23 protein-coding genes and 1 tRNA gene are annotated in these 25,340 nt (G+C 69.1%); 6 read left to right on the forward strand and 18 right to left on the reverse strand.

The window, feature by feature from the left end; all coding sequences use genetic code 11:
* Positions 1 to 12: 12 nt before the first annotated feature.
* The 7 genes from AC3WLE_RS20340 to AC3WLE_RS20370 form a co-directional block, all read right to left on the reverse strand.
* Positions 13 to 912, reverse strand: coding sequence for a LysR family transcriptional regulator (locus tag AC3WLE_RS20340; protein WP_010814199.1), 900 nt, complete (start codon positions 910 to 912; stop codon positions 13 to 15).
* Positions 913 to 984: 72 nt separating this feature from the next.
* The gene (locus tag AC3WLE_RS20345; RefSeq protein WP_492356494.1) at positions 985 to 2,370 is read right to left on the reverse strand and encodes an amidase; all 1,386 of its coding nucleotides are present in this window, start codon (positions 2,368 to 2,370) and stop codon (positions 985 to 987) included.
* Positions 2,371 to 2,420: 50 nt separating this feature from the next.
* On the reverse strand, positions 2,421 to 4,070 hold the full coding sequence (locus AC3WLE_RS20350; protein WP_492356495.1) for a dipeptide ABC transporter ATP-binding protein: 1,650 nt from the start codon (positions 4,068 to 4,070) through the stop codon (positions 2,421 to 2,423).
* A complete protein-coding gene (locus tag AC3WLE_RS20355; protein WP_492356496.1) occupies positions 4,070 to 4,999 on the reverse strand; it encodes an ABC transporter permease in 930 nt (309 codons plus the stop codon). The genes AC3WLE_RS20350 and AC3WLE_RS20355 overlap by 1 nt, the downstream gene beginning before the upstream one ends.
* Positions 5,000 to 5,006: 7 nt before the next feature.
* Complete coding sequence (locus tag AC3WLE_RS20360) at positions 5,007 to 5,948, reverse strand: ABC transporter permease (RefSeq protein WP_492356497.1); 942 nt, start codon at positions 5,946 to 5,948, stop codon at positions 5,007 to 5,009.
* Between the two features lie 107 nt (positions 5,949 to 6,055).
* Positions 6,056 to 7,639, reverse strand: coding sequence for an ABC transporter substrate-binding protein (locus AC3WLE_RS20365; protein WP_492317856.1), 1,584 nt, complete (start codon positions 7,637 to 7,639; stop codon positions 6,056 to 6,058).
* Between the two features lie 41 nt (positions 7,640 to 7,680).
* Positions 7,681 to 8,181, reverse strand: coding sequence for a MarR family winged helix-turn-helix transcriptional regulator (locus tag AC3WLE_RS20370; RefSeq protein WP_010814193.1), 501 nt, complete (start codon positions 8,179 to 8,181; stop codon positions 7,681 to 7,683).
* Between the two features lie 241 nt (positions 8,182 to 8,422).
* Between AC3WLE_RS20370 and AC3WLE_RS20375 the strand changes: the two genes are divergently transcribed.
* Genes AC3WLE_RS20375 through AC3WLE_RS20385 form a run of 3 tightly spaced genes read left to right on the forward strand, consistent with a single transcriptional unit; the run spans position 8,423 to position 11,606 of the window.
* Positions 8,423 to 9,418 carry a Bug family tripartite tricarboxylate transporter substrate binding protein gene (locus AC3WLE_RS20375; protein ID WP_492317855.1) on the forward strand — a complete coding sequence of 332 codons (996 nt, stop codon included), beginning with the start codon at positions 8,423 to 8,425 and terminating at the stop codon, positions 9,416 to 9,418.
* Between the two features lie 11 nt (positions 9,419 to 9,429).
* Positions 9,430 to 10,443 carry an NADPH:quinone oxidoreductase family protein gene (locus AC3WLE_RS20380; protein ID WP_492356498.1) on the forward strand — a complete coding sequence of 338 codons (1,014 nt, stop codon included), beginning with the start codon at positions 9,430 to 9,432 and terminating at the stop codon, positions 10,441 to 10,443.
* Positions 10,444 to 10,457: 14 nt separating this feature from the next.
* Positions 10,458 to 11,606: a CaiB/BaiF CoA transferase family protein gene (locus AC3WLE_RS20385; RefSeq protein WP_492317853.1), complete on the forward strand. Its 1,149-nt coding sequence runs from the start codon at positions 10,458 to 10,460 to the stop codon at positions 11,604 to 11,606.
* A gap of 64 nt (positions 11,607 to 11,670) precedes the next feature.
* On the opposite strand, the gene AC3WLE_RS20390 is transcribed toward AC3WLE_RS20385, so the two are convergent.
* The 3 genes from AC3WLE_RS20390 to AC3WLE_RS20400 all read right to left on the reverse strand — a co-directional run bounded on the left by AC3WLE_RS20390 (position 11,671) and on the right by AC3WLE_RS20400 (position 14,468).
* A tRNA-Val gene (locus AC3WLE_RS20390) sits at positions 11,671 to 11,747 on the reverse strand.
* Between the two features lie 96 nt (positions 11,748 to 11,843).
* A complete protein-coding gene (locus AC3WLE_RS20395; protein WP_492317852.1) occupies positions 11,844 to 13,394 on the reverse strand; it encodes a class I adenylate-forming enzyme family protein in 1,551 nt (516 codons plus the stop codon).
* A gap of 66 nt (positions 13,395 to 13,460) precedes the next feature.
* Positions 13,461 to 14,468 carry a tripartite tricarboxylate transporter substrate binding protein gene (locus tag AC3WLE_RS20400; protein WP_492351139.1) on the reverse strand — a complete coding sequence of 336 codons (1,008 nt, stop codon included), beginning with the start codon at positions 14,466 to 14,468 and terminating at the stop codon, positions 13,461 to 13,463.
* A 292-nt stretch (positions 14,469 to 14,760) separates the two neighbouring features.
* On the opposite strand from AC3WLE_RS20400, the gene AC3WLE_RS20405 reads away from it, so the two are divergent.
* Together AC3WLE_RS20405 and AC3WLE_RS20410 are read left to right on the forward strand one after the other, a co-directional pair.
* Positions 14,761 to 15,081: a helix-turn-helix domain-containing protein gene (locus AC3WLE_RS20405; protein ID WP_114130968.1), complete on the forward strand. Its 321-nt coding sequence runs from the start codon at positions 14,761 to 14,763 to the stop codon at positions 15,079 to 15,081.
* Complete coding sequence (locus AC3WLE_RS20410; RefSeq protein ID WP_492317850.1) at positions 15,074 to 16,396, forward strand: HipA domain-containing protein; 1,323 nt, start codon at positions 15,074 to 15,076, stop codon at positions 16,394 to 16,396. Before AC3WLE_RS20405 ends, AC3WLE_RS20410 begins: the two co-directional genes overlap by 8 nt.
* A gap of 6 nt (positions 16,397 to 16,402) precedes the next feature.
* Here the strand turns inward: AC3WLE_RS20410 and AC3WLE_RS20415 are convergent, their stop codons facing one another.
* The 7 genes from AC3WLE_RS20415 to dapC all read right to left on the reverse strand — a co-directional run bounded on the left by AC3WLE_RS20415 (position 16,403) and on the right by dapC (position 23,192).
* Positions 16,403 to 17,665 carry an MFS transporter gene (locus AC3WLE_RS20415; protein ID WP_492317849.1) on the reverse strand — a complete coding sequence of 421 codons (1,263 nt, stop codon included), beginning with the start codon at positions 17,663 to 17,665 and terminating at the stop codon, positions 16,403 to 16,405.
* A 356-nt stretch (positions 17,666 to 18,021) separates the two neighbouring features.
* Positions 18,022 to 18,915 (reverse strand): 50S ribosomal protein L3 N(5)-glutamine methyltransferase, encoded by an 894-nt coding sequence (prmB, locus tag AC3WLE_RS20420; protein WP_492317848.1) that lies wholly within the window; start codon positions 18,913 to 18,915, stop codon positions 18,022 to 18,024.
* A gap of 25 nt (positions 18,916 to 18,940) precedes the next feature.
* The gene (dapE, locus tag AC3WLE_RS20425; RefSeq protein ID WP_011615477.1) at positions 18,941 to 20,092 is read right to left on the reverse strand and encodes a succinyl-diaminopimelate desuccinylase; all 1,152 of its coding nucleotides are present in this window, start codon (positions 20,090 to 20,092) and stop codon (positions 18,941 to 18,943) included.
* Positions 20,093 to 20,111: 19 nt separating this feature from the next.
* Positions 20,112 to 20,459, reverse strand: coding sequence for an ArsC family reductase (locus AC3WLE_RS20430; RefSeq protein WP_436221894.1), 348 nt, complete (start codon positions 20,457 to 20,459; stop codon positions 20,112 to 20,114).
* 22 nt (positions 20,460 to 20,481) lie between these two features.
* Positions 20,482 to 20,865 carry a hypothetical protein gene (locus AC3WLE_RS20435; protein WP_492357602.1) on the reverse strand — a complete coding sequence of 128 codons (384 nt, stop codon included), beginning with the start codon at positions 20,863 to 20,865 and terminating at the stop codon, positions 20,482 to 20,484.
* A 97-nt stretch (positions 20,866 to 20,962) separates the two neighbouring features.
* Positions 20,963 to 21,790, reverse strand: coding sequence for a 2,3,4,5-tetrahydropyridine-2,6-dicarboxylate N-succinyltransferase (dapD, locus tag AC3WLE_RS20440; protein ID WP_492317846.1), 828 nt, complete (start codon positions 21,788 to 21,790; stop codon positions 20,963 to 20,965).
* A gap of 202 nt (positions 21,791 to 21,992) precedes the next feature.
* Positions 21,993 to 23,192: a succinyldiaminopimelate transaminase gene (dapC, locus tag AC3WLE_RS20445; RefSeq protein ID WP_492317845.1), complete on the reverse strand. Its 1,200-nt coding sequence runs from the start codon at positions 23,190 to 23,192 to the stop codon at positions 21,993 to 21,995.
* A gap of 194 nt (positions 23,193 to 23,386) precedes the next feature.
* Here dapC and AC3WLE_RS20450 point away from each other — a divergent pair, with 194 nt between their 5' ends.
* Complete coding sequence (locus AC3WLE_RS20450; protein ID WP_492317844.1) at positions 23,387 to 24,355, forward strand: DMT family transporter; 969 nt, start codon at positions 23,387 to 23,389, stop codon at positions 24,353 to 24,355.
* Between the two features lie 17 nt (positions 24,356 to 24,372).
* On the opposite strand, the gene AC3WLE_RS20455 is transcribed toward AC3WLE_RS20450, so the two are convergent.
* On the reverse strand, positions 24,373 to 25,200 hold the full coding sequence (locus tag AC3WLE_RS20455; protein WP_492317843.1) for a ferritin-like domain-containing protein: 828 nt from the start codon (positions 25,198 to 25,200) through the stop codon (positions 24,373 to 24,375).
* Positions 25,201 to 25,340: the final 140 nt, after the last annotated feature.

Consider the following 25,340-nt stretch of genomic DNA (forward strand, 5'->3'; position numbering starts at 1 on the left):
GCACCCCGGCCCTCACAGCTCCATCTCTTCGCACCACGCCACCACCGCATCGCGGAAGTCCTGGCAGATCGGCGACAGGTAGCCATCGGCGCGCCACAGCACGGCCAGCTCATGCTGCCACGACATGCCCGGCGCCTCGATCGCGGCCAGCCCCTGGCCCTCGGCCTGGTGCAGCATGCGCGGCGGCATGATGCCGAGCAGGTCCGAGTGCCGCAGCAGCTCGCCGAAGGCCACCGGCGACGCCGTGCTTTCCACCGCCACGCGCGGCGGCGGCAGCCCGACCGAGGTAAACCGTTCCTCCAGCCACTGGCGCAGGTAGAGCGAACTGGCCGGCACTACCCAGCGCTCGCCGCTCAGGTCGGCCAGCGTGCGGAAGCCCTCGCGGCGCGGATGGCCGGTGCGGGACACGATCTGCATGGTCAGCGGACCGAGCGGCAGCCAGGCAATGTCCGGCGGCAGGCTGGTCGGGCGCGCGCCCAGGATCAGGTCGGCCTCGCCATTCTGCAGCATCGCCATCAGGCGCGCGCTCAGGTGGGTCTCGATCGAGAACGTGGCCAGCGGCCGGCTCAGGAAGAAGCGGGCCAGCAGCGGCGACAGCAGCGACGGCAGCAGGTAGGGGATGGCGCCCAGGCGCACCGTGCCCGCGCGCGCCGCGCGCTGCTCGGCCAGTTCGTTGCGCATGTCGCCCGCGGCCAGCGCGATCCTGCGCGCATGGGCGGCCAGGGTGCGGCCCACGCTGGTCGGCACCAGCCCGCGCGGGGTGCGCTCGAACAAGGGCATGCCGGCTTCGCCCTCCAGCCGCGCCAGCGTCTTGGACAGGCCGGACTGGGTCATGCCGAGGGTGTCGGCGGCGCGGTGCAGGTTGCCTTGCTCGATGACAACCAGGAAGGCTTCAAGATCCTCGAATCGCATGGGGCGTGATGGCGCTGGGGTCGGTGCGGGCCATTGTAGCGCCGCACCTCCCCCGCGCCGGTCACGCAGGGCTTACTGCGGCTCAGGCCATTGCCGCTGGGGTTCCGAGGCGCGCTCGAACCAGTGCGCCAGCTGCAGCACGCCCAGGTCGTCAAAGCGCCGGCCGGAGATCTGCAGCCCGATGGGCAGGCCGTCGCGCGACATGCCGCAGGGGACCGATGCCGCGGGCTGTTCGGAGTGGTTGAACACCGCTGTGAAGTGAGAGTCCTTGAGCGGCAAGTCGCCGCCGCTGTTGATGGCATCGGCGGCGAAGGGCAGCACCGGTGACACCGGCGAGATCACGAAGTCATAGGGCTGGGTCGCGGCCACGGTGGCCTCGCGCAGCTGCTGCATGCGCGTGAAGGCCTGGAAGGTCTGCTCCGGCGTGAGCGTGCCGGCAAACTCGGCGGCCTTGCGGATGTAGCCGGCCGCCAGGCTGGCGCGCTCCGGCGGCATCCCGGCCAGGTCGACCCGGCAGCGCATGGTGAAGAAGTGCGCCATGCCGATGCGCATGTCCATGGTGGTCCAGTCGCGCACGGGTTCGACCACGGCACCGCCTTGCTCGAACAGGCGCGCTGCCGCCAGCACCGCCGCGCGGACTTCGGCATCGACCTGCCAGTCGCCGGTCGGGTCCAGCCACAGGCCGATGCGCAGCCCGCGGATATCGCGCTCAAGCTGCTGCCAGGCGATGTCCTGCGGCGGCAGGCTCATGTAGTCGCGGGCATCGGGGCGCGAGATGGCCTGCATCGCCAGCGCGGCGTCGGCCACGGTGCGCGTCAGCGGGCCGACCACGCGCGCGGCGGCTGGCGGGTGTACCGGCACGCGGCCATGGCTGGGCTTCAGGCCGAATACGCCGCAGAAGCTGGCGGGAATACGCACCGAGCCGCCGATATCCGTGCCCAGGTGGATCGGGCCGTAGCCCGCCGCGGCCGCGGCGCCGGCGCCGGAACTGGAGCCGCCGGTGTTGCGGTCCAGCTTCCACGGGTTGCGCGTGAGCGGATGGAAGCTGGACGGCGCCGCGCCCAGGAAGCCGAAATCCGGCATGGTGGTCTTGCCGACCACGATCGCGCCGGCCTCGAGCAGGCGCGCCGCGGCCGGCGCATCGGCCGGCGCCGGCGCCAGCACGGTGGCGGCGCTACCGAGCGGCACCGGCGTGCCGCGCGTGGCGATGTTCTCCTTCAGCGTCACCGGCACGCCGTCGAGCGGGCCGTTCGGGGTGCCTGCCAGCCAGCGCGCCTCGGCGCTGCGCGCGGCGGCCAGCGCTTGCTCGGCATGCACCACGTACATCGCACGGATGCCGGGCTCCCAGTGTTCGATGCGGTCCAGCACCGACTGCATGACTTCGACCGGGGAGAGTTCGCGCTGGCGGTAGTTCCTGAGCAGGTCGGCGGCGCTGAGTGCGTAGAGCGGAGTTTTCATGGTTTTGTCCAAGAGGGTTGGCTGGCGCTTGGGAATCTGCATGGCCGGCGTTACTGCACACCGAACGGGTAATGGCGTCCCGGCGCGGCGGCCAGGAGCGCGCGGGTGTAGTCCTGGCGCGGCGACAGCACGACGTCGCGCGTGGCGCCTTGCTCGACCACGCGGCCCTTGTGCATGACGATCAGGCGGTCGCACACCTGGCTGGCCACGCGCAGGTCGTGGGTGATGAAGAGGATGCCGATGGCAAGCCGCTGCTGGATATCGGCCAGCAGCTTCAGGATCTGCGCCTGCACCGAGACGTCCAGTGCCGACACCGCTTCATCGGCGATCAGCACGCGCGGCTCGCACGCCAGCGCGCGGGCGATGCAGATGCGCTGGCGCTGGCCGCCGGAGAACTCGCTGGGGTAGCGGTGCAGCGCGTCGGGCCGCAGCCGCACCAGTTCCATCAGCGACTCGGCGCGTTGCCACGCCTGCGCAGGCGTCGCGCCGAAATTGACCGCGCCTTCGACGATGGACTGGCCCACCGTGCGGCGCGGATTGAGCGAGCGGTTGGGGTCCTGGAACACCACCTGCACCATGCGCCGGAACGCGGACAGCTGCGCGCGGCGCGGCAGTTGCTGCGCCGCTTCGGGCAGCAACTGGATATTGCCCGCGGACGGTTCGATCAGCCGCGCGATGCAGCGCGCCACCGTGGACTTGCCCGAGCCGGACTCGCCCACGATGCCGACGGTCTCGCCCGCCCGCACCTGCAATGACACATCGGTGGCCGCCTCGACCACGCGGCGCCGGCCCGGCCAGGCTCCTGAGACATAGGTCTTGCCGATGCCGCTGGCGTCGAGCAGCAACGGCCGCTGCGCCACCGACGGACGCTGCGCGGGCTCCAGTCCCGGCACGGCATTGAGCAGCATGCGGGTGTAGTCCGCCTCGGGCTGGCGCAAGACCCGGTCTTTCGGCCCGCTTTCCACCTGGCGGCCAAGCTGCAGCACCACCACCCGGTCGGCAATGTCGGCGACCACGCCGAAGTCGTGCGTGATGAACAGCACCGCGGTCTGGTTCTCGTGCTGCAGTTCGCGCACCAGTGCCAGGATCTCGGCCTGCGTGGTCACGTCCAGCGCGGTGGTGGGCTCATCGCACACCAGCAGGGCCGGGCGCAGGATCAGCGCCATGGCGATGACGATGCGCTGGCGCTGCCCGCCGGACAGCTGGTGCGGATAGGCGTCGTAGATCCGCTCGGGATCCGGCAGCCGCACGCGCGCAAAGATCGACAGCACGCGCTCGCGCCGCTGCGCGGCGCCCAGGCTGGTGTGCTGCGCCAGCATTTCCTCGACCTGCCGGCCGCAGCGCATGACCGGGTTCAGCGCGGTCATGGGTTCCTGGAACACCATGGCCACGCCGGTGCCGCGCAGTTCGCGCCGGCGCGCGGCAGAGGCCGCCAGCAGGTCTTCGCCGGCCAGGGCGATGCCGCCCCCCGAGACCTTCAGGCCTTCGGGCAGCAAGCCCATCACCGCGCGCGCGACCACGGACTTGCCTGAGCCCGATTCGCCCAACAGGCAGACCACTTCGCCGGGCATGACGTCGAAGGACACCCCCTGGACCGCATGCGGCCGGTCGGCGCCGGGCGGCAGGTCGATGCGCAGGTCGCGCACGCGCAGGCAGGGCGTGGCCGAGTCCGCGGCCGCGGTCGTGTTCATTGGCATCATCAGGCGCTCCGCTTGCTGAACTTGGGGTCGAGGGTGTCGCGCAGGCCGTCGCCGAGCATGTTGACGGCCAGCACCGTTACCGCCAGGAAGGCGCCGGGCAGCAGCACGCTGTGCGGATGCGCGGTGAAATGGGCGCGTCCCTCGGCCATGATGTTTCCCCAGGTGGGGATGTCGGTGGGCAGGCCGATGCCGAGGAAGGACATCACCGCTTCCACCAGCATCGCGCCGGCGCAGATAAAGGTGCCCTGCACCAGCAGCGGCGCGATGGTGTTCGGCAGGATGTGGCGCAGCATCAGTTTCCAGGTCGGCGTATCGAGCGCAATGGCGGCCTCGACATAAGGCTCTTCACGCACTGACAGCACCACCGACCTGACCAGGCGCGCCACGCGCGGCGTGTCGGGCACGGTCATGGCCACGATCACCGTCAGCAGGCTGGGCCGCCAGGCGGCCACCAGCACGATGGCGAAGAGAATGCCGGGAATGGCCATCATGCCGTCCATCACGCGCATGATGAAGCCGTCCAGCCAGCGCACATAGCCCGATACCAGCCCGACCACCAGCCCCAGCAGCACCGAGGCCAGCGCCACCGACACCCCGACCGCCAGCGAGACCCGCGCGCCGTACAGCGTGCGGCTCCAGATGTCGCGGCCCAGGCTGTCGGTGCCCAGCGGGAACAGGCGTTCGAAGGCATCGCCGGCCAGGGTTACGATCTCGGCGCGCGTGAAGGGGGGCAACTGGCCGCTGGCGGGGTCCATGGTGTTGGGATCGATGGTGTAGAGCCAGGGCGCGGCCACGGCAAGGAACAGCATCAGGCCGAGGATGGCGCCGCCGGCGCGCACGGCACCGTTGGCCAGCACCGGGCGCAGCCGAGAGGGACGGGCGCCGGTGCCGGGCGGGGCGGATTCGATGGCAGTGGTGAGTGAGGTCATGGGGCTCTCAGTAGCGAATGCGGGGATCGAGCAGCAGATAGCTCGCGTCCACCAGCAGGTTGATGACCACGTACGAGACCGAGAAGAACAGCGTGATGCCCTGGATCAGCGGGTAGTCGCGCGAGAGCACGGCATCCACCGTGAGCTGGCCGACACCGGGAATGGCGTAGATGCTCTCGGTCACGACCACGCCGCCGATCAGGCCGGCCACGCTCAGCCCGATCACGGTGGCGATCGGCACCGCGGCATTGGCCAGCGCATGGCGCGTCAGCATGCGCCACTCTGGAATGCCCTTGGCGCGCGCGGTCTGCACGAAGTCCTCGGTCAGCGCTTCGGACACGGCGGCGCGGGTGGTGCGCGCCACCAGCGCGCACGACATCACCGACAGCGTGACGCAGGGCAGGGCCAGGTTGCGCAGCCATGGCCAGATGCCGTCGGCCAGGCGGCTGTAGCCCTGCGACGGCAGCCAGCCCAGGTGCAGCGAGAACACCCAGATCATCAGGTAGCCGGCCACGAAGATCGGCACCGAGAAGCCCAGCACGGAGCCGCGCATCACCAGGCGGTCGAGCCAGCGGCCGCGCCGGTAGGCCGCCAGCGTGCCCAGCGGCACCGCCGTCAGCACGGTCAGCACGATGGTCAGCGCCGCCACCGAGAGCGTGGGTTCCAGCCGCTGCGCGATCAGCGTGGTCACGGGCATCTTGTAGAAGAAGGAATAGCCCAGGTCGCCGCCCAGCACGTGGCCGAGCCAGCCGATGAACTGGCGCGGCAGCGCTTGATCCAGCCCGAGCTGGGTGCGGATGCGGGCGATGTCTTCCACGCTGGCGGCGTCGCCGGCAATGGCCGCGGCCGGGTCGCCGGGCGTGAGCCGCAGCAGCGTGAAGACGATGACAGCCACCACCGCCAGCACTGGCACGGTGGCCAGGCTGCGGCGGAGCAGGAAATTCATCATGGCACTACCTCGTTGGGGGAAAGGGAGGTCAGCAGGCTGGCGGCACGGCAGCCGGGACCGCGGGTGGCGATCCCGCGCGAGGGCGGGACCGCGGGCGCCGTAGCGGGCTATTGCTTGCGCACGTTCCAGTACAGCACCGCCGGTGCCGGCAGCAGGCCGCTGATCGCGCCGCTGCGCACCACGGTGGGCGCCTTGCCTTCGCCGACGGGCGCCAGGATGCCGTTTTCGATGGCGCGCAGCTGGATCCTGGTGGCGATGTCCTTGCGCTGCGCGGCGTCCGCGGTTTCGATGAAGCGGGTCTTGAGGGTTTCCAGCTCGGCGTCTTCCGGCCAGCCGAAGTAGCCGCGGTCGCCGTTGCCGGTCAGCGGGCTGTAGGTGATGGGGCTGCTGGCGTCGACGCCGCCCCAGAAGGTGATATAGGCATTCCAGCCGCCTTTCTCGGGCGGTTCCTTCCTGGTGCGGCGCGTGATCAGGGTGCTCCAGTCGGTAGCCTGCACGTCGACATTGAAGCCCACCTGCTTGAGCAGCTGGCCGTAGACCACCGGCAGGCGGCTCAGCGCGGGGGCATCGCCCGGCAGCATGATTACCACTGGCTTGCCGTCATAGCCGGACTCCTTGAGCAGCTTGCGCGCCTGTTCGAACTGCGGCTTGCCGGTGAAGAAGCCGGTCTGGTCGCTGGCATAGGGCGAGCCGCACAGGTAGATCGAGGCGCACGGCTTGTAGAAGTCGCGGTAGGTGGCCTGCGCGCGCAGCATCGCTTCCTGGTTGATCGCCAGCATCGCCGCCTTGCGCACCCTGGCGTCATTGAACGGCGGCACCTTGTGGTTGTAGATCACGGTGAAGGGGCCGGCGGGCATGATGTCGAACATCTGCACCCGCTTGTCGGTGCGCAGTTGCGGATAGTGCGATGCCGGCACGACCTCGAGGATATCCACCTCGCCGTTGAGCAGCGCGTTCACCTGGGTCTGGGTATCGCGCAGGAACACCCATTCGACGCGGTCGACGTGCACGGCCTTGCCGCCGGCCAGGCCGGACGGCGCATCCTTGCGCGGCACATAGTCGGGATTGCGGCGGTAGACCACGCGGTCGCCGGGCCGGAAGTCCTCCTTCTTCAGCGTGAAGGGGCCGGAGCCGGTCAGGTCGTCGATCTGCTTGTCGGCAGGCGTTTCAGCAACGCGCCTGGGCATGATGAACGGCACCAGCGGGCTGGGCTTGCCCAGCGCATCCAGCACTGCGCCGAAGGGCTGGCGGAAGGTCATGCGCACCGTGGCCGGGCCTTCGGCGGTGATGCCGGCCATGGCTTCATACATGCGCTGGCCCAGCACGTCACGCTTGCCCCAGCGCGCCAGCGAGGCGATTACGTCCTGCGCGGTGACCGGGGTGCCGTCATGGAACTTGAGCCCTGGCCGCAGCGTGAAGGTCCAGGTCTTGTTGTCGGCGCTGGTGGTGGTCTTGTCCACCATCTGCGGCCGGATCACGCCCTTTTCGTCCATGCCGAACAGGGTGTCGTAGATCATGAGGCCATGGTTGCGCGTGATGTTCGCGGTGGTCCAGACCGGGTCCAGGATCTTCAGGTCGGACGACGGCACGGTGCGCAGCACGGTCTCGGCGATTGCACTGCCGGCGGACATGCATGCCAGGGCGCACAACGCGACGGCACCGGCACGGCGAAGGGGGATTGCAGACGTCATGGTCATCATCTCTCGGGCAGGGTGGGTGGCAAAGGTGCCGGTCAGGGCGTGGTGGTGCCGCGCTCGCGCAGCTTCTGGAGATACCGCTCGAAGGACTCGCGCGAGGCCGCCTCGGCTTCGATCAGCTTGACCAGCGTGGCGCGCAGCGCGTCGATCTCGGCCGGCGTCAGGCAGTGCAGGAAGCCCGCTTCCAGCTCGATGCCGAGCGGCTCGGCGCGCCGCACCAGGTCGACGCCGGCCTCGCTCAGGAACAGGCACACCTGGCGCGCGTCTTCCGTGCTGATCTCGCGCTGCACCAGGTCGCGCTTGACCAGCGCCCCAACCAGCTTGGACGCCAGCGTCTTCTCGATCGCCGACTGCTGCACCAGCTGGCCCATGGTGATGCCAGGCGCCGATCCGATCATCCGCAGCAGGCGGATGTCCCGCAGCGAGACCCCGAACTTCTCTTCGTACACGCGCGAGCCGCGTTCGCGCGTGCGCTCGGCGGCCATGTCGAGCAGGATGTTGATGTAGTCGGACTTGAGCCGGAGGGCGCGTGGCATGGATAGATGAAAAATTCGATAGTTGAAAATTTCAACAAATAATAGTGACCGGGGCGGGGGCTGGGCCATGAGGGATTTCCCGGGGTAGGGCAATGCGGCGCTGCGCCATGCCTGGCAGGACTTGGCCCGCGCCGCGCGGGAATCACGCCGGGCGGGGTGCTGGCCTAGACTGCGTTGGCATCCCTCGCGCGCCGCACTCCCGCGGGCACCACAGAAGGGAGCCAGGACAGGAGACACACCGATGCAACACCGTTCCGCACGGCTGCGCGCAGCCGTGGCAGCCATGCTGCTGGCGGCCATCCCGGCGGCAGTCTGCGCCGCCGATCCCGCCTCTGCCGAACCCTACCCGTCGCGCCCGCTGACCATCGTGGTGCCGTCCGTGGCGGGCAATGTGAACGATGCCGTGGCGCGGCTGATCGGGCAGGAGCTGACCAGGAGCTGGGGCCAGCCAGTCATCGTCGACAACAAGCCGGGCGCCGGCACTACTACGGGCACCAAGTACGTCGCCCGCGCGGCAAAGGACGGTTACACCGCACTGCTCACCTTCACCGCGCACGTGCAGAATCCGTCGTTGTATCGGGGTATCGGCTATGACCCGATCGCGGACTTCACGCCGGTCAGCGAGGTGGCGATCTCGTCCACCATCCTGGCGGTGTCGCCGGACTTCCCGGCGCGCACGCTGCCGGAGGTGGTGGCGCTGCTCAAGGCCAATCCCGGCAAGTATCCATACGGATCGTATGGCGCGGGAACGACCGGCCATATCCTGGGTGAGTTGCTCAAGCGCGAGGCCGGGCTGCAGATGGAGCACGTCGCCTACAAGGGCGGCGCGCCGCTGGCCACCGACCTGGCGGCCGGCCATGTGAAGCTGGGCTTTATTGCCGTGGGCACGGCCATGCCGCTGCTGCAGGGCGGCAAGCTGGTGCCGGTGGCGATCGCCGGCGCGGAGCGTTCGGCGCTGCTGCCCAAGGTGCCGACCTTCCGGGAGACCGGCTACAAGGGCTTCGAGCCCGATGCGTGGATGGGCCTGCTGTTCCCCGCCGGCGTGCCCAAGGCACGGGTCGATGCCTTGTCGCGCGAGGTCGCGCGCATCGTGCGCCTGCCGGAGATCGCGAAGAAGATGCAGGACCTGAACCTGGTGCCGGTCGGCAGCACGCCGGAAGCCTTCGCCACGGTAATGAAGAACGACCGCGACAAATGGAGCCGGATCATCAGCGATGTCGGCATCACGCTCGAATGACAGGAGTCCCGATGCAAGAGACCGATTACCTTGGGCTGGTCTGCTCCCGCTGGTGCCACTGGAGCGAGCTGGAACTGCAACGCCTCCCGCGCCAGCCGCTGGCGCCGGGCCAGGTGCGCATCCGCGTGCGCCATGCCGGGGTGGGCTTTGCGCTGAGCCTGTTTGTGTCCGGCAAGTACCAGCGCAAGCCGCCGCTGCCGTTCACGCCCGGCACCGAGGCCGCGGGCGAGATCATCGAGGTGGCGCCTGATGTCACCCGCCTGCACCCGGGCCAGCGCGTGGCCGCGGCGCTGGACTGGGGCGGCTTCGCCGAGGAGGCGGTGGCCATGGCCGACACGGTCTATCCGGTGCCTGACGGGCTGGAGCTGGCCCAGGCGGCGGCGCTGCCCGTCACCTTTGGCACGGTCTGGGCGGCGCTGGCGTGGCGCGCCGCGCTGCAGCCGGGCGAGACCATGCTGGTCCATGGCGCCAGCGGCGCGCTGGGCACGGCCGCGGTGCAGGTGGGCCGGCTGATGGGCGCGCGCGTGATCGCCACCGCCAGCACCGAGGCCAAGCGCGAGGCGGCGCTGCGCAACGGCGCCGCGCATGCGCTGCCGTCCGACGCGGCCACGCTGGCGGCAGCGGTCAAGGCGTTGTGCCCCGCGGGCGGGGCCGACGTGGTGTTCGATCCGGTCGGCGGCGATCTCTTCGATGCCTCGCTGCGCTGCGCGGCGCCGGGCGCGCGGCTGCTGTCGATCGGCTATGCCAGCGGGCGCATCCCGGAGGTGCCGGCCAACCTGCTGCTGGTGAAGAACCTGACCCTGATCGGCTTCAACTACGGCTACTACATCGGCTGGGGCCTGACCGACGAGCGCCGGCGCTTTGCGCAGCCGGTGCAGGCGATGGTGGCCGAGATCATGCAGGCGGCAGCCAGCGGCAAGCTGGCGCCGCCCGTGCTGCAGCACTTCCCGCTGGGCGACTGGCTCAACGCCGTCGACACCACGATGTCGCGTCGCGCCATCGGCAAGGTCATGCTGGATATCTGAACGGAGAGCACGACATGCACCATGCACAAGCGGCAACGGAGGATGCCATGTTCGAGGGCCTGACCGTGCTCGACCTGAGCCAGGGCATCGCCGGCCCGTATTGCGGCCTGATCCTGCGCCAGCAGGGCGCGCGCGTGATCAAGGTGGAGCCGCCGGGCGGCGACTGGTCGCGGCAGATGGGACGCATCCGCGCCGGCCAGACCGCGATCGCGGTCGCCTGCAACGCGGGCAAGGAGAGCGTGCTGCTGGACGCGCGCAGCGACAGCGGCCGGGCCGCCATCGCCAGGCTGGCGCAGCAGGCCGACGTGGTGATCCAGAACTTCCGCCCCGGCGTGGCCGAGCGCATGGGCGTTGGCTACGAGGCGCTGGCCGCGCGCAACCCGGCGCTGGTCTATGTCTCGATCTCGGGCTACGGCCATGCCGGCCCGATGGCGAACATGCCGGCGGTGGACACCACCATGCAGGCCTTCAGCGGCCTGATGCACCTGAACCGCGACAGCGCCGGCCAGCCGCGCCGCATCGCCTTTTACATGGTCGACCTGAGCACCGGGCTCTATGCGGCCCAGCATGCGTCGGCAGCGCTGTACAAGGCCGCGCGCAACGGCCGCGGCCGGCACGTGCGGCTGTCGCTGCTGGAGACCAGTGCCGCGCTGCAGTCCTACCTGATGGTGGATGACGCGATGTTCCCCGATGCGGAGCTGGCCGTGGCCAATGCGCCCACCGGGCTGTTCGATGCGGCCGATGGCCGGCTGTACCTGAGCATGCTCAACGACGCCATGTTCGTGCGGCTGGCAACGCTGCTGGGTTTCGACGACTGGCTGGCCGATATCACGCTGCACACCAGCGCCGGCCGTCTGCCGCGCGCGGCGGAGCTGGGGCGGCGCGTGGCGCAGGCCATTGCCGCACAGCCGCTGGCGCACTGGGAGGCGCTGCTGACCGAGCACGATGTGCTGTTCGCGCGCGTGGGCCATGCACGGGACCTGCTGCAGAGCGCGCAATGCGCGCAGGCAGGCGTGTTCGGCCGGCTGCGGCTGGCAGGGATCGGCGAAGTGCCGTGGGCCAACCTGCCAGGCATGGCAGGATCGGAACGGCCGGCAGGGAATGCGCCGGCGCTGGGCCAGCATACCGAAGCGGTGCTGGCGGAGTTCGGCATCGGCACCTGAAAGCGGCGCCGGAAAAGAAAAACGGACGGTGCGCAATGCGTACCGTCCGTGTTCCGTTGTGCGTTGGTAGGCTCGATTGGACTCGAACCAACGACCCCCACCATGTCAAGGTGGTGCTCTAACCAGCTGAGCTACGAGCCTAGCGAAGGCGCGAATTATAGAGACGCCTTTTCGATTGCGCAAGCACCCCCGCGAACTTTTTGCGTGGATGCCTGCGCTTGTGCCGTGCGCGGCGCGTCAGGCGCCGGTGATGCGGTCGCGCAGTTCGCGCTTGAGCACCTTGCCGATGGCGCTGCGCGGCAGGCTCTCCACCTCATGGATCGCGGCCAGCCGCTGGGTCTTGCCCAGGTGCTGGTTGGCCCAGGCCAGCACGTCCTGCGCCGTGGCGCCGCCGCCGGCGCGCAGCGCGACGAAGGCCACCGGGGTCTCGCCCCAGCGCTCCGACGGCACGCCCACCACCGACACGTCGGCCACCGCCGGGTGTTCGCGCACCACCGCCTCGAGATCGCTCGGGTAGATGTTGAAGCCGCCCGAGATGATCATGTCCTTCTTGCGGTCCATCAGCACCAGGAAGCCGTCTTCGTCAAAGCGGCCGATGTCGCCGGTGCGGATAAAGCGCTGGCCCTGCGCGTCGTGCCACTCGGTCTCGGCGGTTTTTTCCGGCTGGTTGTGGTAGCCGTTCATCATCGCCGCCGAGCGGCCCACCACTTCCCCGGTGCTGCCGGGCGGCAGCTCGCGGCCCTCGTCGTCGATGATGCGCACGTCGGCACCGGTGGCGGGGCGCCCCACGGTATGCAGCTTGTCGGGGAACTGGTCGGCGAACAGCAGGCAGCCGCCGCCGCCTTCGGTCATGCCGTACAGCTCGGTCAGTGCGCCCGGCCAGCGCCGCAGCACTTCGGCCTTCAGGGCGGGGCTGAACGGCGCGCTGGTGCAGAACTTCTGCTGGAAGGACGACAGGTCATGGCGGTCGAACTCCGGATGCGCCAGCAGCCGCTGGTACTGCACCGGCACCAGCATGGTGTGCGTGGCGCGGTGCTGCTGCGCCAGCGCCAGGTACTGGCCCGCATCGAACTTGGCCATCAGGATCGCCGTGCCGCCCAGGCCGATGGTCGGGAAGAAGCTGGCCAGCGTGGTGTTGGAGTACAGCGGCGTCGACAGCAGCGTGATGGCATGCGTGCCGTAGCCGGTGGCGGCGCCGCGCGACACATGGGCCCAGCGCATGCCGTGCGACTGCACGATGCCCTTGGGGGTGCCGGTGGTGCCCGAGGAATAGATGATGTTGAGCGGCATCTCCGGGCGGATCACGGGCTCGGTCACCGGTGTGCCGGCGGGTGCCAGCCAGGCCTGGTACGGCTGGCCTGCGTCGCTGCCGTCCAGCGTGACGATGGGCGTGGCGGCCAGCTGGTCGCGCACCGGTTGCAGCACGTCGGCCACGCTGGCGTCCGTGAACAGGATGCGCGCGCCCGCGTCGGCAACCATGCCGGCCAGGCTGTCCGGCGTGGATGACGGTGCCAGCGGCGCCACCACTACGCCGGCGCGCACCGCGCCCAGGTACACCGCGGCGTATTCGATCGAGGACGACGCGCAGATGGCGATGGCCTCGCCGGGGCGCACGCCGTCGCGGGCCAGCGCCGCGGCAATGCGGTCCATGGCGGCATCGAGGCCGGCATAGTCGAGCACGCGCTCGCCATGCATCAGGGCGCGCTGCGTGGGGCGCTGCGTGGCGTGCTCGCGCACGAGCACGGACATGGTGGTAAAGGGGCGTTGGAGCGGGGTCGGTTGGATCATGTTCGGCAAGGGAATGCGGACGCCGGCCTGGCGGCGCCCGATGAGCAATGATGGAGCGAAGCAGGCTTACTGGATCTGTGCGCCGGAGTCCTTCACCACCTTGCTCCAGCGGTTGATCTCGGCGTCGATATGGGTGCGCAGCGCGGCGGGCGTCGAGCCCACCGGCTCATAGCCGTTGGCGGCCAGCGTCGCCTTCAGTTCGGGCTGGCGCAGCACCGTGGCAATCTCGGTGCTGAGCCGGTCGATCACGGGCTGCGGCGTGCCGGCCGGTGCCAGCATCGCGTACCAGCCGGTGATGCTGATGCCCGGCACGCCGGCCTCGGCCAGCGTCGGCACCTCGGGCGCGACCGCGGCGCGCTGGCTGCCGGTCACGGCCAGTGCGCGCAGCTTGCCGCTCTTCACATGCGGCAGGGTGGTGGAGATGCTGTCGAAGGTCAGCTGGACCTCGCCCGACAGCATTGCCGTCACCACCTGAGCGCTGCCTTTGTACGGAACGTGGGTCATCTTGATACCCGCGACCGAATCGAACAGTTCGCCCGCCAGGTGGCCGGTATTGCCGTTGCCGGCCGAGGCGAAGGTCAGCTTGCCGGGCGCGGCCTTGGCCTCGGCAATCAGCTCTTTCACGTTGGTGGCCTGCAGCGAGGGGCTCCCGGCCAGGATCATCGGCAGGTTGGCCACCAGCGAGACCGGCGCGAAGTCCTTGCGCGTGTCATAGGGCAGCTTCGGATACAGGCTGGCATTGATGGCATGGGCGGCCAGCACCATGATCAGGGTGTAGCCGTCGGGCTTGGCCCGGGCCAGCGCCTGGCTGGCGATGGTGCCGCCGGCGCCGGGCCGGTAGTCCAGCACCACGGGCTGGCCCAGGCGCTCCTGCAGCCTGGCTGCGACCGGGCGGGCCAACAGGTCGGCGCTGCCGCCCGGCGGGTAGGGGATCAGCAGCTGGATCGGGCGCGATGGCCAGGTCTCGGCGCTGGCGCCGGACGGCAAGGCGGTTGCGGCCGCGGTGGCCAGCATGCCGGCCAGCCATGCGCGGCGGCCCCAGGCGCGGCGGCGGGATGCGATCAGGGATGCCATCAGCTTGTCTCCTCGTTATGCCGGCCGCGGGCGCAGCCGTTGTCCCTTGTCGCCAGGTCGGGCTGGGATGTTGGTGTCACAAACGGTAAAGGCGTAAGCGCGCCAGCGGAATTCTTAAATCGATAAGTCTGGCTTTTTGCAGGCGAAGCGGTAGGGCGGCCTGCAATAATCTTTGTGAATGAGGAGATTTTTCCGGTTGGCCGTGTCCAGAGGCTAGAATCTTTGCAATCAGGGAGATTTCTTGATTTTCCCGCCTGGAAACACTAAAGTCTTTGCAATCAAGGAGATTTTTGTGCCAGTGACCCTCACCGAACCCGGCGATATCGGCGCCTTCGTACGCGCTGCCCGCAAGGCGCAAGGCCTGCGCCAGGACGATGCCGCAGGCGCCATCGGCGTCAGCGAGAACTTCATGGTGCGCGTAGAGAACGGCGCCGAAGGCATCCAGTGGGGCAAGCTGTTCCAGGTGCTGGAAGGGCTTGGCCTGCGCGTGGTGGTGGATATGCCGGAGGCAGCGGCCCCGCTGGTAGCGGCTGAACTTGCCAAGCTCAGGCAACGCCAGGCGCGCAGCCGCAACCGGCGCGCAGCGGTCAAGGGAGGCGGCCAGCATGGCTGAGCGCGTACTGGTCGCCAGCATCAACGGTACGCCGGTGGGCGAGCTGCATGAGGCCAGCGATGCCTGGTCGTTCCGCTATGACGCGGCGTGGCTGGGCAACCCGCACGCCTTCGCCCTGAGCCCGGCGCTGCCGCTGCAGCCGGAGGCGCTCGCCGATGGCAGCACGCTGCGGCCGGTGCAGTGGTACTTCGACAACCTGCTGCCCGAGGACGGCCAGCGTGCGCTGCTGGCACGCGATGCCAGCATCCGCAACGAGGCCGATGCCTTTGCCCTGCTGGCCCACTATGGGGCGGAATCGGCGGGCTCGCTGACGCTGCTGCCGCCCGGCCGCGGGCCCGCCACCGCGCCGGCCCTGCGCCCCTTGAGCGACGCCGCGCTCGACGCCCGCATCCACAGCCTGCCCAGCGTGCCGCTTACACATGGCGCGGTCAAGCGCATGTCGCTGGCCGGTGCCCAGCACAAGCTGGCGGTGGTGCTGCGGGACGGCGCGCTGTTCGAGCCCGGCGCGGATACGCCGTCCACGCATATCCTGAAGCCGACCCGCCAGATGCAGGAGATCTATCCGCATTCGGTCATCAACGAGTGGTTCGTGATGTCGCTGGCCGCGCGGCTGAAGCTGGAGGTGCCGCCGGTGCACCGGCGCTATGTGCCGTCGCCGGTCTACCTGATCGACCGTTTCGATCGCCATCTTACGCAGCAAGGGCAGTGGCAGCGGCTGCATGCGATCGATGCCTGCCAGCTGCTGAACCTGCCGCGCACCTTCAAGTACGACCAGGGCAGCGTCGAGCGGCTGGCGCAGCTGGCAACGCTGTGCCGCGCGCCGGCGGTGGCGCGGGCACGGCTGTTCGACTGGCTGGTGTTCAACATCCTGGTGGGCAATTCGGACGTGCACCTGAAGAACCTGAGCTTCCTGGTGTCCGATGCCGGCATTGCGCTGGCGCCGTTCTACGACCTGCTCAGCGAGGCGGCTTACGCCACCCGCACCTATGACAAGACCGGCTGGCCGCAGGCGCACCGCTTTGCCTGGCCGGTGCTGGGGGTGGAGTTCTACAGCGATTTCTCGCGCGCGCTGGTGCTGGAGGCAGGGCGCGCGCTGGGCCTGACCGGCGTGACCGCCGAGCGGCGGCTGGACGCCATGCTGCGCGGCATCGGGGCGGCCGCGCAGGCGCTCTACGAGCAGGCCGAGCAACAGAACGCGGCCATGGCGCGGGAGCGCCCGGCGCTCACCGGCGGGTTTGCCGGCGAACTGGCCTGCCTGCGCGTGATCCGCTTCACCATCATCGCCGACATGGTCAGGGCGCTTGCGGCGGCCTGAGTCTGGCTAATGACTGGTGGGATGCGGCTGGCTGAAGAAGTAGGGCACCAGCGCGGCGGCAATCAGCAGGCCCGCGGACAGGAAGATCGCCGCATAGGTGGAAGGCAGCGGCCAGCCGCGCACATGGCCGGCATTGGCGATCAGCCCGTAGCCCCATGACGTCAGCGCCGATCCCAGGAACACAAAGGTGTTGAGCAGGCCCAGCCCGCGCCCGCGCCGCGACGGCGTGATCAGCCCGCGGCCCTGCGCCATCACCAGCGGGTGCAGCATGCCGATGGTCGACAGCAGCGCCATCATCGCCACGCCGTAGCCGATGCCGCTGTCCGGCCATAGCGCCAGCAGGAACGAGCCCGACATGGCAAAGCACGACCAGCCGGCGATGGCGGTCTTGAGCGTGTTGCGGCGGACCAGCACCGGCAGCAGGAAGGCGGTCAGGAAGCCGGCCAGGCTCAGCAGCGCCAGCGCCACCCCGCGCGGCGCCGAGCCCAGCCCGAACACGTCGGCCAGGTAGGGGCCGCTCCAGGCATTGCGGAAGGCGGTGCCGGCGGACATCGCCACGCACAGCGGAATCAGCGTCCACAGCGGCGCCAGCTTCAGCAGCTGCAGGCTTTCCGACAGCATCGCCGGCCACGACGCGCTGCGGGCCTCGGCATGGCCCTGGTCGCGCACGAAGCGCCACACGCCATAGCAGGCCGCGACCATGCCCAGGGCCGATACCGCCATCGACGGGCGCCAGCCGATCAGCGAGATGGCCCAGCCCAGCGGCGCCGTGGCACACAGCGCGCCGATCATGCCCATGGCATTGGAGCGGCTGACCACGCGGGTGTAGTCGCGCTCGGACAGCTGCTCGGAGGCGAAATGCAGCAGGCCCATGAAGACCGGCGCGCATGCCAGCCCCAGCCCTACCTGCGCCAGCGTGGCGGCCGCGCCGTTGGGCGCCAGCACGAACAGGATCGACGACACCGCGCCCACCGCCAGCAGCAGCGCGGTCGGCCGGCCCACGCCGTAGCGGTCGAAGGCAATGCCCACCGGGATCTGCGCCACGGCAAAGGCCAGGAAGAACGACGAAGACAGTGCGCCAAAGCCCGCCGGCGACAGCCCGAAATCATGCTGCAGTTCGGGCGCCATCACCGCCAGGCAGGAGCGGAAGAACTGGCTGAGCGCAAAGGCGAACGTCAGCAGGGCGATACCGCGCGCGGCGTGCGCTGCCGGGGCATGGGCGGGCAGGGCGTCGGGCGATGCGGGGAGGCGGGTGTTGCTGGGGGTCACGGCTTCAGGCCTTGCCGCCGCACTGGCTGCGGGGCGAAGGCGCTAATGGTTGGGGTGGAATGCCCTGGCGGGTACTTCAGGAACTGAGGTGGTATCTGTAGCGAGTGTAGGGCGGGCGCGGTATTCATGGCCGGGGGATGGCCGGTGTTCGCCCAGTTTGCGCGTGCTGGCAGTTGAGTGGCTGGTCCAAGGCGGCGTGGCATCACAGGCCACAGGCCGGGTCCCTCTCCCCTCAGCGGGCGAGGGTTGGGGAGAGGGGTGGTCTAGCAAGGCGCCACGCATCCGGAAGCTCCTGCCCTCTCCCCCAGCCCCTCTCCCGCAAGCGGGAGAGGGGAGCAAACAATGGCCCAGATCAGTTACCCCGGCAGCGCGTCATACGTCAGCAAAAACACCTGCTCATCCCCAGCACTGACCGGCAGCCAGACGATTTCCAGTTCAGGGAACGCGGCTTCCACGTTGGCGTGCTCGTTGCCGATCTCCACCACCAGCACGCCGCCCGGATTCAGGTGCGCCTTGGCGCCGGCGACGATCCGGCGCACCACGTCCATGCCGTCGTCGCCGCCGGCCAGGGCGATGCGCGGCTCGGCCAGGTATTCCGGCGGCAGCGCCTGCATCGAGCCTTCGTTGACGTAGGGCGGGTTGGTCAGGATCACGTCGTAGGTGGCGCCGTGCGGCAGCGGCGCGTACAGGTCGCCCTCATACAGCCGGATGCGGTCGTCCATCTTGTAGTCGGCCACGTTGCGGCGCGCCACGGCGAGTGCGTCGGGCGAGATGTCGACGGCGTCGATCTTCGCGTTCGGCCACACGTGCGCGGCCACGATCGGCAGGCAGCCGGAACCGGTGCACAGCTCCAGCACCGGGCCGATGCTGTCGGTCTCGCCGACCCACGGCTCCAGCCCGTCCTGCAGCAGTTCGCCGATAAAGCTGCGCGGCACGATCACGCGTGAATCGACGTAGAAGCGCAGGCCGTGCATAAAGGCCTCGTGCGTGATGTAGGCGGCCGGCACGCGCTCATTGACGCGGCGCTCGATGACCTTGAGCACGGCATCGACTTCCTCGGGCAGCAGGCGCGCGTCCAGGAAGGGGTCGAGCGTGTCGAGCGGCAGGTTCAGCGTATGCAGCACCAGGTAGGCGGCTTCGTCATAGGCATTGGCGCTGCCGTGGCCGAAGGACAGGCGCGCGGCGGTAAAGCGCGAGACTGCGAGACGCAGCAGGTCGCGCACGGTGCGCAGGGGAGAGGGCGTTGCCATGTATGGGTGTCTTCCGGCGAAAAAATCAGGCGACGAGACGTTCCAGCACGCCGCGGTAAACGTTCTTCAGCGGCTCGATGAAGCGCACTTCAACGTGCTCGTCGATCTTGTGGATGCTGGCGTTGGGCGGCCCGAACTCGATCACCTGCGGGCAGATCTTGGCAATAAAGCGCCCGTCCGAGGTGCCGCCGGTGGTCGACAGCTCGGTCTTGACGCCGGTCTCGGCCTCGATCGCCGACGACAGCGCGTCGGACAGCTCGCCGCGCGGGGTCAGGAAGGGCTCGCCGCCCAGGGTCCAGTCCAGCGCGTATTCCAGCTGGTGGCGGTCCAGGATCGCATGCACGCGCGCCTTCAGGCCTTCGGGCGTGCTGGCGGTCGAGAAGCGGAAATTGAAGTCGATGGTGACGTGGCCCGGGATCACGTTGGTGGCGCCGGTGCCGCCGTGGATGTTCGACATCTGCCAGCTGGTCGGCGGGAAGTACTCGTTGCCCTGGTCCCAGACCTCGGCGGCCAGCTCGGCCAGCGCCGGCGCGGCTTCATGGATCGGGTTGCGGCCCAGGTGCGGGTAGGCGATATGGCACTGGATGCCCTTGACCGTGAGCTTGCCCGAGAGCGAGCCGCGGCGGCCGTTCTTGACCATGTCGCCGAGCGTGTCGACCGAGGTCGGCTCGCCGATCACGCAGTAGTCCAGGCGCTCGCCGCGCGCGGACAGGGCCTCGACCACCTTGATGGTGCCGTCGTGCGCCGGGCCTTCCTCGTCGCTGGTGATCAGGAAGGCGATCGAGCCGGCATGCGCGGGGTGCGCCTTGACGAACTCTTCCACCGCCACCACGAAGCCGGCGATCGAGGTCTTCATGTCGGCGGCGCCGCGGCCGTACAGCTTGCCGTCGCGGTGCGTCGGCGCGAACGGGTCCGAATGCCATTGCTCCAGCGGGCCGGTCGGCACCACGTCGGTATGGCCGGCAAAGACCAGCAGCTTGCCGTCCTTGCCCTGCGTGCCGCGCCTGACCGCCCACAGGTTGGTCACGCGGAAATCGTCGGGGCCGCTGACGAGCGCTTCGCAGTCGAAGCCGAGCGCCTTCAGGCGGGTTTCCAGGATGGCCTGGCAGCCTTCGTCGGCGGGCGTGACGGAGCGGCGGCGGATCAGGTCTTCGGTAAGGGCGAGGGTGGCGGTCATCGGACTACGGAAATGGAAATCAGAACTGGCCGGCGTACTGGTCGGCGGAGAAGCCGACCATCACCTTGCCATCGTGGGCCAGCACCGGGCGCTTGATCAGCGACGGGCTTTGCTGCATCAGCGCGATTGCGCCGGCTTCCTGCTCGGCGCGGGCCTTGTCGGCGTCCGACAGCGCGCGCCAGGTGGTGCCCTTGCGGTTGAGCAGCGTGGCCAGCGGTACATGCTTCAGCCAGCCGCGCAGCATGGCTTCATCCACGCCCTGCTTCTTGAAGTCGTGGAAGCTGTAGGCCACGCCGTTGGCATCCAGCCAGGTGCGGGCTTTCTTGACGGTATCGCAGTTGGGAATGCCGTAGAGCAGGACGGTCATGGCTAGTCTTGATGGATTGGATTCAGCGGAACAGCAGGTTCAGCGCGATCACCAGGCCGCCCAGGCCCAGCGCCACGCCGCCCATGGCCACCGCGGTCATCAGGCGCAGGCGGCGGTCCAGCCGGGCGGCTTCCTTGCGCAGCGCGTCGATGGTGATGGCATGTTGCTCGGCCAGCAGCTTGACGGCCTCGGCCTGCTGCACGGCAGCGGCTTCCAGCTCGGCGATGCGGGCGGCGGGATCGCGCGTGTCGGCCACCGCGCCTTCCGGCGTGCCGTCCTTGCGCTTGTTCTTCTTCAGTTTCTCGATGGTCTTGTTGGCCTGCTCGAGAATGGTGGGAAGCAGGGAGAGCACGGTACTGACGGTGGTGGGATCCAGGGCCATGAGTCGCTTGCGGAGGGAATGCATGTTCAGCCTGGCCAGGCGGGGTGACAACGGAAATACTGCCCCGGGGCCGGGCCCCGGGGCGGGGCGGCGCAGCCGTTGCGGGCTGCGCCAGGCGCGCTCAGTCGCCGCGCAGCAGGTCGTTCAGGCTGGTCTTGGCGCGGGTCTGCGCGTCGACCTTCTTCACGATCACGGCGCAGTACAGGCTGTACTTGCCGTCCTTGGACGGCAGGTTGCCCGCCACCACCACCGAGCCGGCCGGCACGCGGCCATAGTGGATCTCGCCGGTTTCGCGGTCGTAGATCTTGGTCGACTGGCCCAGGTACACGCCCATCGAGATCACCGAGTTCTCTTCCACGATCACGCCTTCGACCACTTCCGAGCGCGCGCCGATAAAGCAGTTGTCTTCGATGATCACCGGGTTGGCCTGCAGCGGCTCCAGCACGCCGCCGATGCCCACGCCGCCCGACAGGTGCACGTTCTTGCCGATCTGCGCGCACGAACCGACCGTGGCCCAGGTGTCGACCATGGTGCCTTCATCGACGTAGGCGCCGATGTTGACGTACGACGGCATCAGCACCGCGTTCTTGGCGATGAACGAGCCGCGGCGGGCCACGGCCGGCGGCACCACGCGGAAGCCAGCCTTGGCGAAGTCGTCGGCGCTCCAGTTGGCGAACTTGGTCGGCACCTTGTCGTAGAACTGGGCAAAGCCGCCGGCGCTCATCGGGGCGTTGTCTTCCAGGCGGAACGACAGCAGCACGGCCTTCTTGATCCACTGGTTGACGATCCAGTCCTTGCCTTGCTTCTCGGCCACGCGCAGCGCGCCGGCATCCAGCTGGCTGATGACGTTGGCGACGGCTTCGCGGATGTCGTTGGGGGCGGACTTGGGCGACAGGCTGGTGCGGTCTTCCCAGGCCTGGTCGATCAGGGCTTGCAGAGCTTGCGTCATGTTTGGCTTCTCAGGGTTGATGTTGATGTTCGGTCGTCGAGTCTCAGCCTCGACCTCTTGTTTGCTCCCCTCTCCCGCTTGCGGGAGAGGGGCAGGGGGTGAGGGTGGGCGGTTCTACGGGCGTGGTGCCTTGCTAAACCACCCCTCACCCCGACCCTCTCCCCTTGAGGGGAGAGGGAGAACACAATTGGACAATCAGGCCTCAGGCCAGCGATTTGCAGAATTCCACGATCCGGCGCGCGCCTTCCAGGCATTCCTCCGGCGTCGCCACCAGCGCCATGCGCACGCGGTTCGCCCCCGGGTTGATGCCGTCGGCTTCGCGCGCCAGGTAGCTGCCGGGCAGCACGGTCACATTCTGCTCGGCCAGCAGGCGCGCGGCGAATTCGGTATCGGTGAGGCCGGTGCGCCAGACATCGGCCCACAGGTAGAAGCCGGCATCGGGCAGCGCCACGTCCAGCACCTCGGCCAGCATCGGCGTGACTTCGCTGAACTTGCGCACGTAGGCGGCGCGGTTCTCGCGCACATGCGATTCATCGTTCCAGGCGGCGATGCTGGCGCTCTGCACCGCGGGGTTCATGGCGCCGCCGTGGTAGGTACGGTATAGCAGGAATTTCTTCAGCAGTGCGGCGTCGCCGGCGACGAAGCCCGAGCGCAGGCCCGGCACGTTGGAGCGCTTGGACAGGCTCGAGAACATCACCAGCCGGTCAAGGCCGCGGCCCAGCTTGTGCGCGGCTTCCAGCGCACCCAGCGGGGCGCGCCCCTCGTCGAAATAGATTTCCGAGTAGCACTCGTCCGAGGCGATCACAAAGCCGTAGCGGTCCGACAGCGCAAACAGCTGCTTCCAGTCTTCCAGCGACAGCACCGCGCCGGTCGGGTTGCCGGGCGTGCACACAAACAGCAGTTGCACCTTCTGCCAGACCTCGCCGGCGATGCGGTCGAAGGCCGGGGCGAAGTTGCGCGCCGGGTCGCTGTTGGCGAATACCGGGGTGGCGCCGGCCAGCAGCGCCGCGCCTTCGTAGATCTGGTAGAACGGGTTGGGGCACAGCACCAGCGCGCCCGGGCGGGTGCCGTCGACCACGGTCTGGGCAAAGGCGAACAGCGCCTCGCGCGAGCCGGTCACCGGCAGCACTTCGGTGGCGGCGTTGACCTTGGGCAGGCCGTAGCGGCGTTCCAGCCAGCTGGCGATGCACTGCCGTAGTGCCTCGGAACCTGCCGTTGTGGGATAATTCGCCAGCCCCGCGAGCGACTCTGCCAGCGCTTGCTTGATGAATTCAGGCGTCGGATGCTTGGGCTCACCGATGCCAAAGCTGATGGCCGGCTTGTCGGCAGGCTTTACCTGCGCAAAGAGCACCCGCAGTTTCTCGAACGGGTAGGGCTGGAGCAGGTCGAGGCGCGGATTCACAGTGTCAGTCGGGGCCGGTTAAAACGACGCATTATAGAGGAACGGCGCGGGTTTCCGTGCGCCGGCCCGGCCCGCGCGGCCGGCCACGAGCACGGATGGCGGGCATCACGCCCTGGTGATGCCGCCGGCGCCGTCCGGACGCCGCCTGCCTGTCACCGGCCAGCGGCCCGGCTCGCCTCGCACTGATTCCCTTTATGAGCACAAATACTGTTGCGGCGCAGCATGCGCCGGCCGACCGCCATGCGGTCAAGGCATCGCTTTCCATCCTGATCGGCGCCTCGGTCTGGGGCATCGCCTGGTTCCCGTATCGCATGCTGGCGGGCTGGGGCCTGGGCGGCATGCACGCCGCGGCGCTGGTCAGCTCGGTCGCGGCGGTGCTGTCGCTGCTGGCCTTCCGCCGGCACCTGGCCGGCCTGCGCCCGCACTGGCTGTTCGTCGCGATCGGGCTGGCGGCGGGCGTGACCAACGCCGGCTTCGTCTGGGGCAGCGTCAACGGCCATGTGATGCGCGTGCTGCTGCTGTTCTACCTGACCCCGGTCTGGACCGCGCTGTTTGCCCGGCTGTTCCTGGGCGAGCGGCTGTCGGCGGCGGGGCTGTCGCTGGTGGCGCTGGCCCTGTTCGGCGCCGGGCTGATGCTGTGGACGCCCGAGGTCGGCGTGCCGCTGCCGGGTTCCGCCGCCGAATGGTCGGGCCTGATCGGCGGCATGGGCTTTGCCGTCAACAATGTGCTGTCGCGCCGCGCCGGCCAGCGCTTCCCGGACATGGACGCACGCGTGCGCACGGTGGTGGTCTACCTGGGCTGCACGGTGGTGGGCGTGCCGGCCGCGCTGCTGCTCGATGGCCCGTCGGTGACCATCGTCGCGGGCGCGCAGGTCAGCGTGGGCATGCTGGTGCTGGGCCTGGCGGCGGTGCTGGTGGTCAGCAACTCGGTGGTGCAATACGGGCTGCAGCGGCTGCCGGCCAACCGCGTGTCGCTGCTGATGCTGTTCGAAATCGTCATCGCAGCGCTGTCTTCGTGGTGGCTGGCGACCGAGGTGCTGAGCTGGAAGGAAGCGGCCGGCGGCCTCTGCATCATCGCCGCCGGCGCCTTGTCGGGACTGGTGCACCGCAGCCGCGCGCCGGCGCCGGCCGCAGCGGGCGCCGAGGCAGCGGCATGTCACTGACTGGGCCGGCGGGTGTTTCAGTGCAGCATGACCCGCGACACCACTGCCACCAATGGCGTCCGCACCGCGCGCTCCACGCCGCGATGCAGGTGCAGCGGCCGCAGCAGCATCTTCACGGTCATTTCGATGGGGAGGTTGCGCCGGATCACCCCGGACACGCGCGCATTGAGCGCGCGCACCTCGGCTTCTGACACCGCTTCCACACCGCGCTCCATGCGCAGCACATTGCGCAGCGCGATCGCGGCGTCCTCGTTCTTGATCTCCAGCAGCCGGCGCGCCAGCGCACCCAGCACGCGCAGCCGGCCCAGCCGCTCGGATGCCGCAAAGCGGTTGAAGTACTGGTAGAAGTGCTTGTAGTGCCGCACCTCGTCGTTGGAGATGCGGCGCGTCAGGTCGCGCAGCACCGGTTCGTCGCTGGCCTGTTCCAGCGCGCGGTAGTAGGCGGCGGTGCCGGTTTCCACCACGCAGCGGGCCGCCATTTCCAGGCCCTCGGTCGGCTCGAACTGGTCGATCGAGCAGGTCTTGCTGTACTCGTCGAAGAAGCGTGCATAGCCGCGCTCCCAGTCGAATTCCGGCCAGACATGCTCGACATAGCGCCGCAGCGCCAGCCCGTGCTGCAGTTCCTCGGCTTCCCAGTGCTCGGCAAGCCAGTCGGCCGCGTCGGGCACACGGGCGTAATAGGTGGCAAGGTTGCCTGCATAGGTGTCGGATCCGCTCTCGATAAACGAGGCTGACACCAGCAGGTAGAACAGATCGCGGTCGCCGCGTACGCGTTCCACGTCGATCGCCTGGTAGTTGATGTCGCTGACAGACCACGGCCGGGCGGCCGTTGACGGTTCACTCATGCTCTGTCCTCCTGGTTGGCCAAAGGCTGCGAGGGGCGTTCATGGGCGTGTGGCCCGGAGCGCATCCGGAGTCACGCCGACAGATCAGAGACTAGCATTTACCCTAATTAGTTTCCCGGCGATTGGCCGGCAACGATGGC

It is taken from the genome of Cupriavidus sp. FW306-1B-F12B (genome assembly GCF_058781795.1).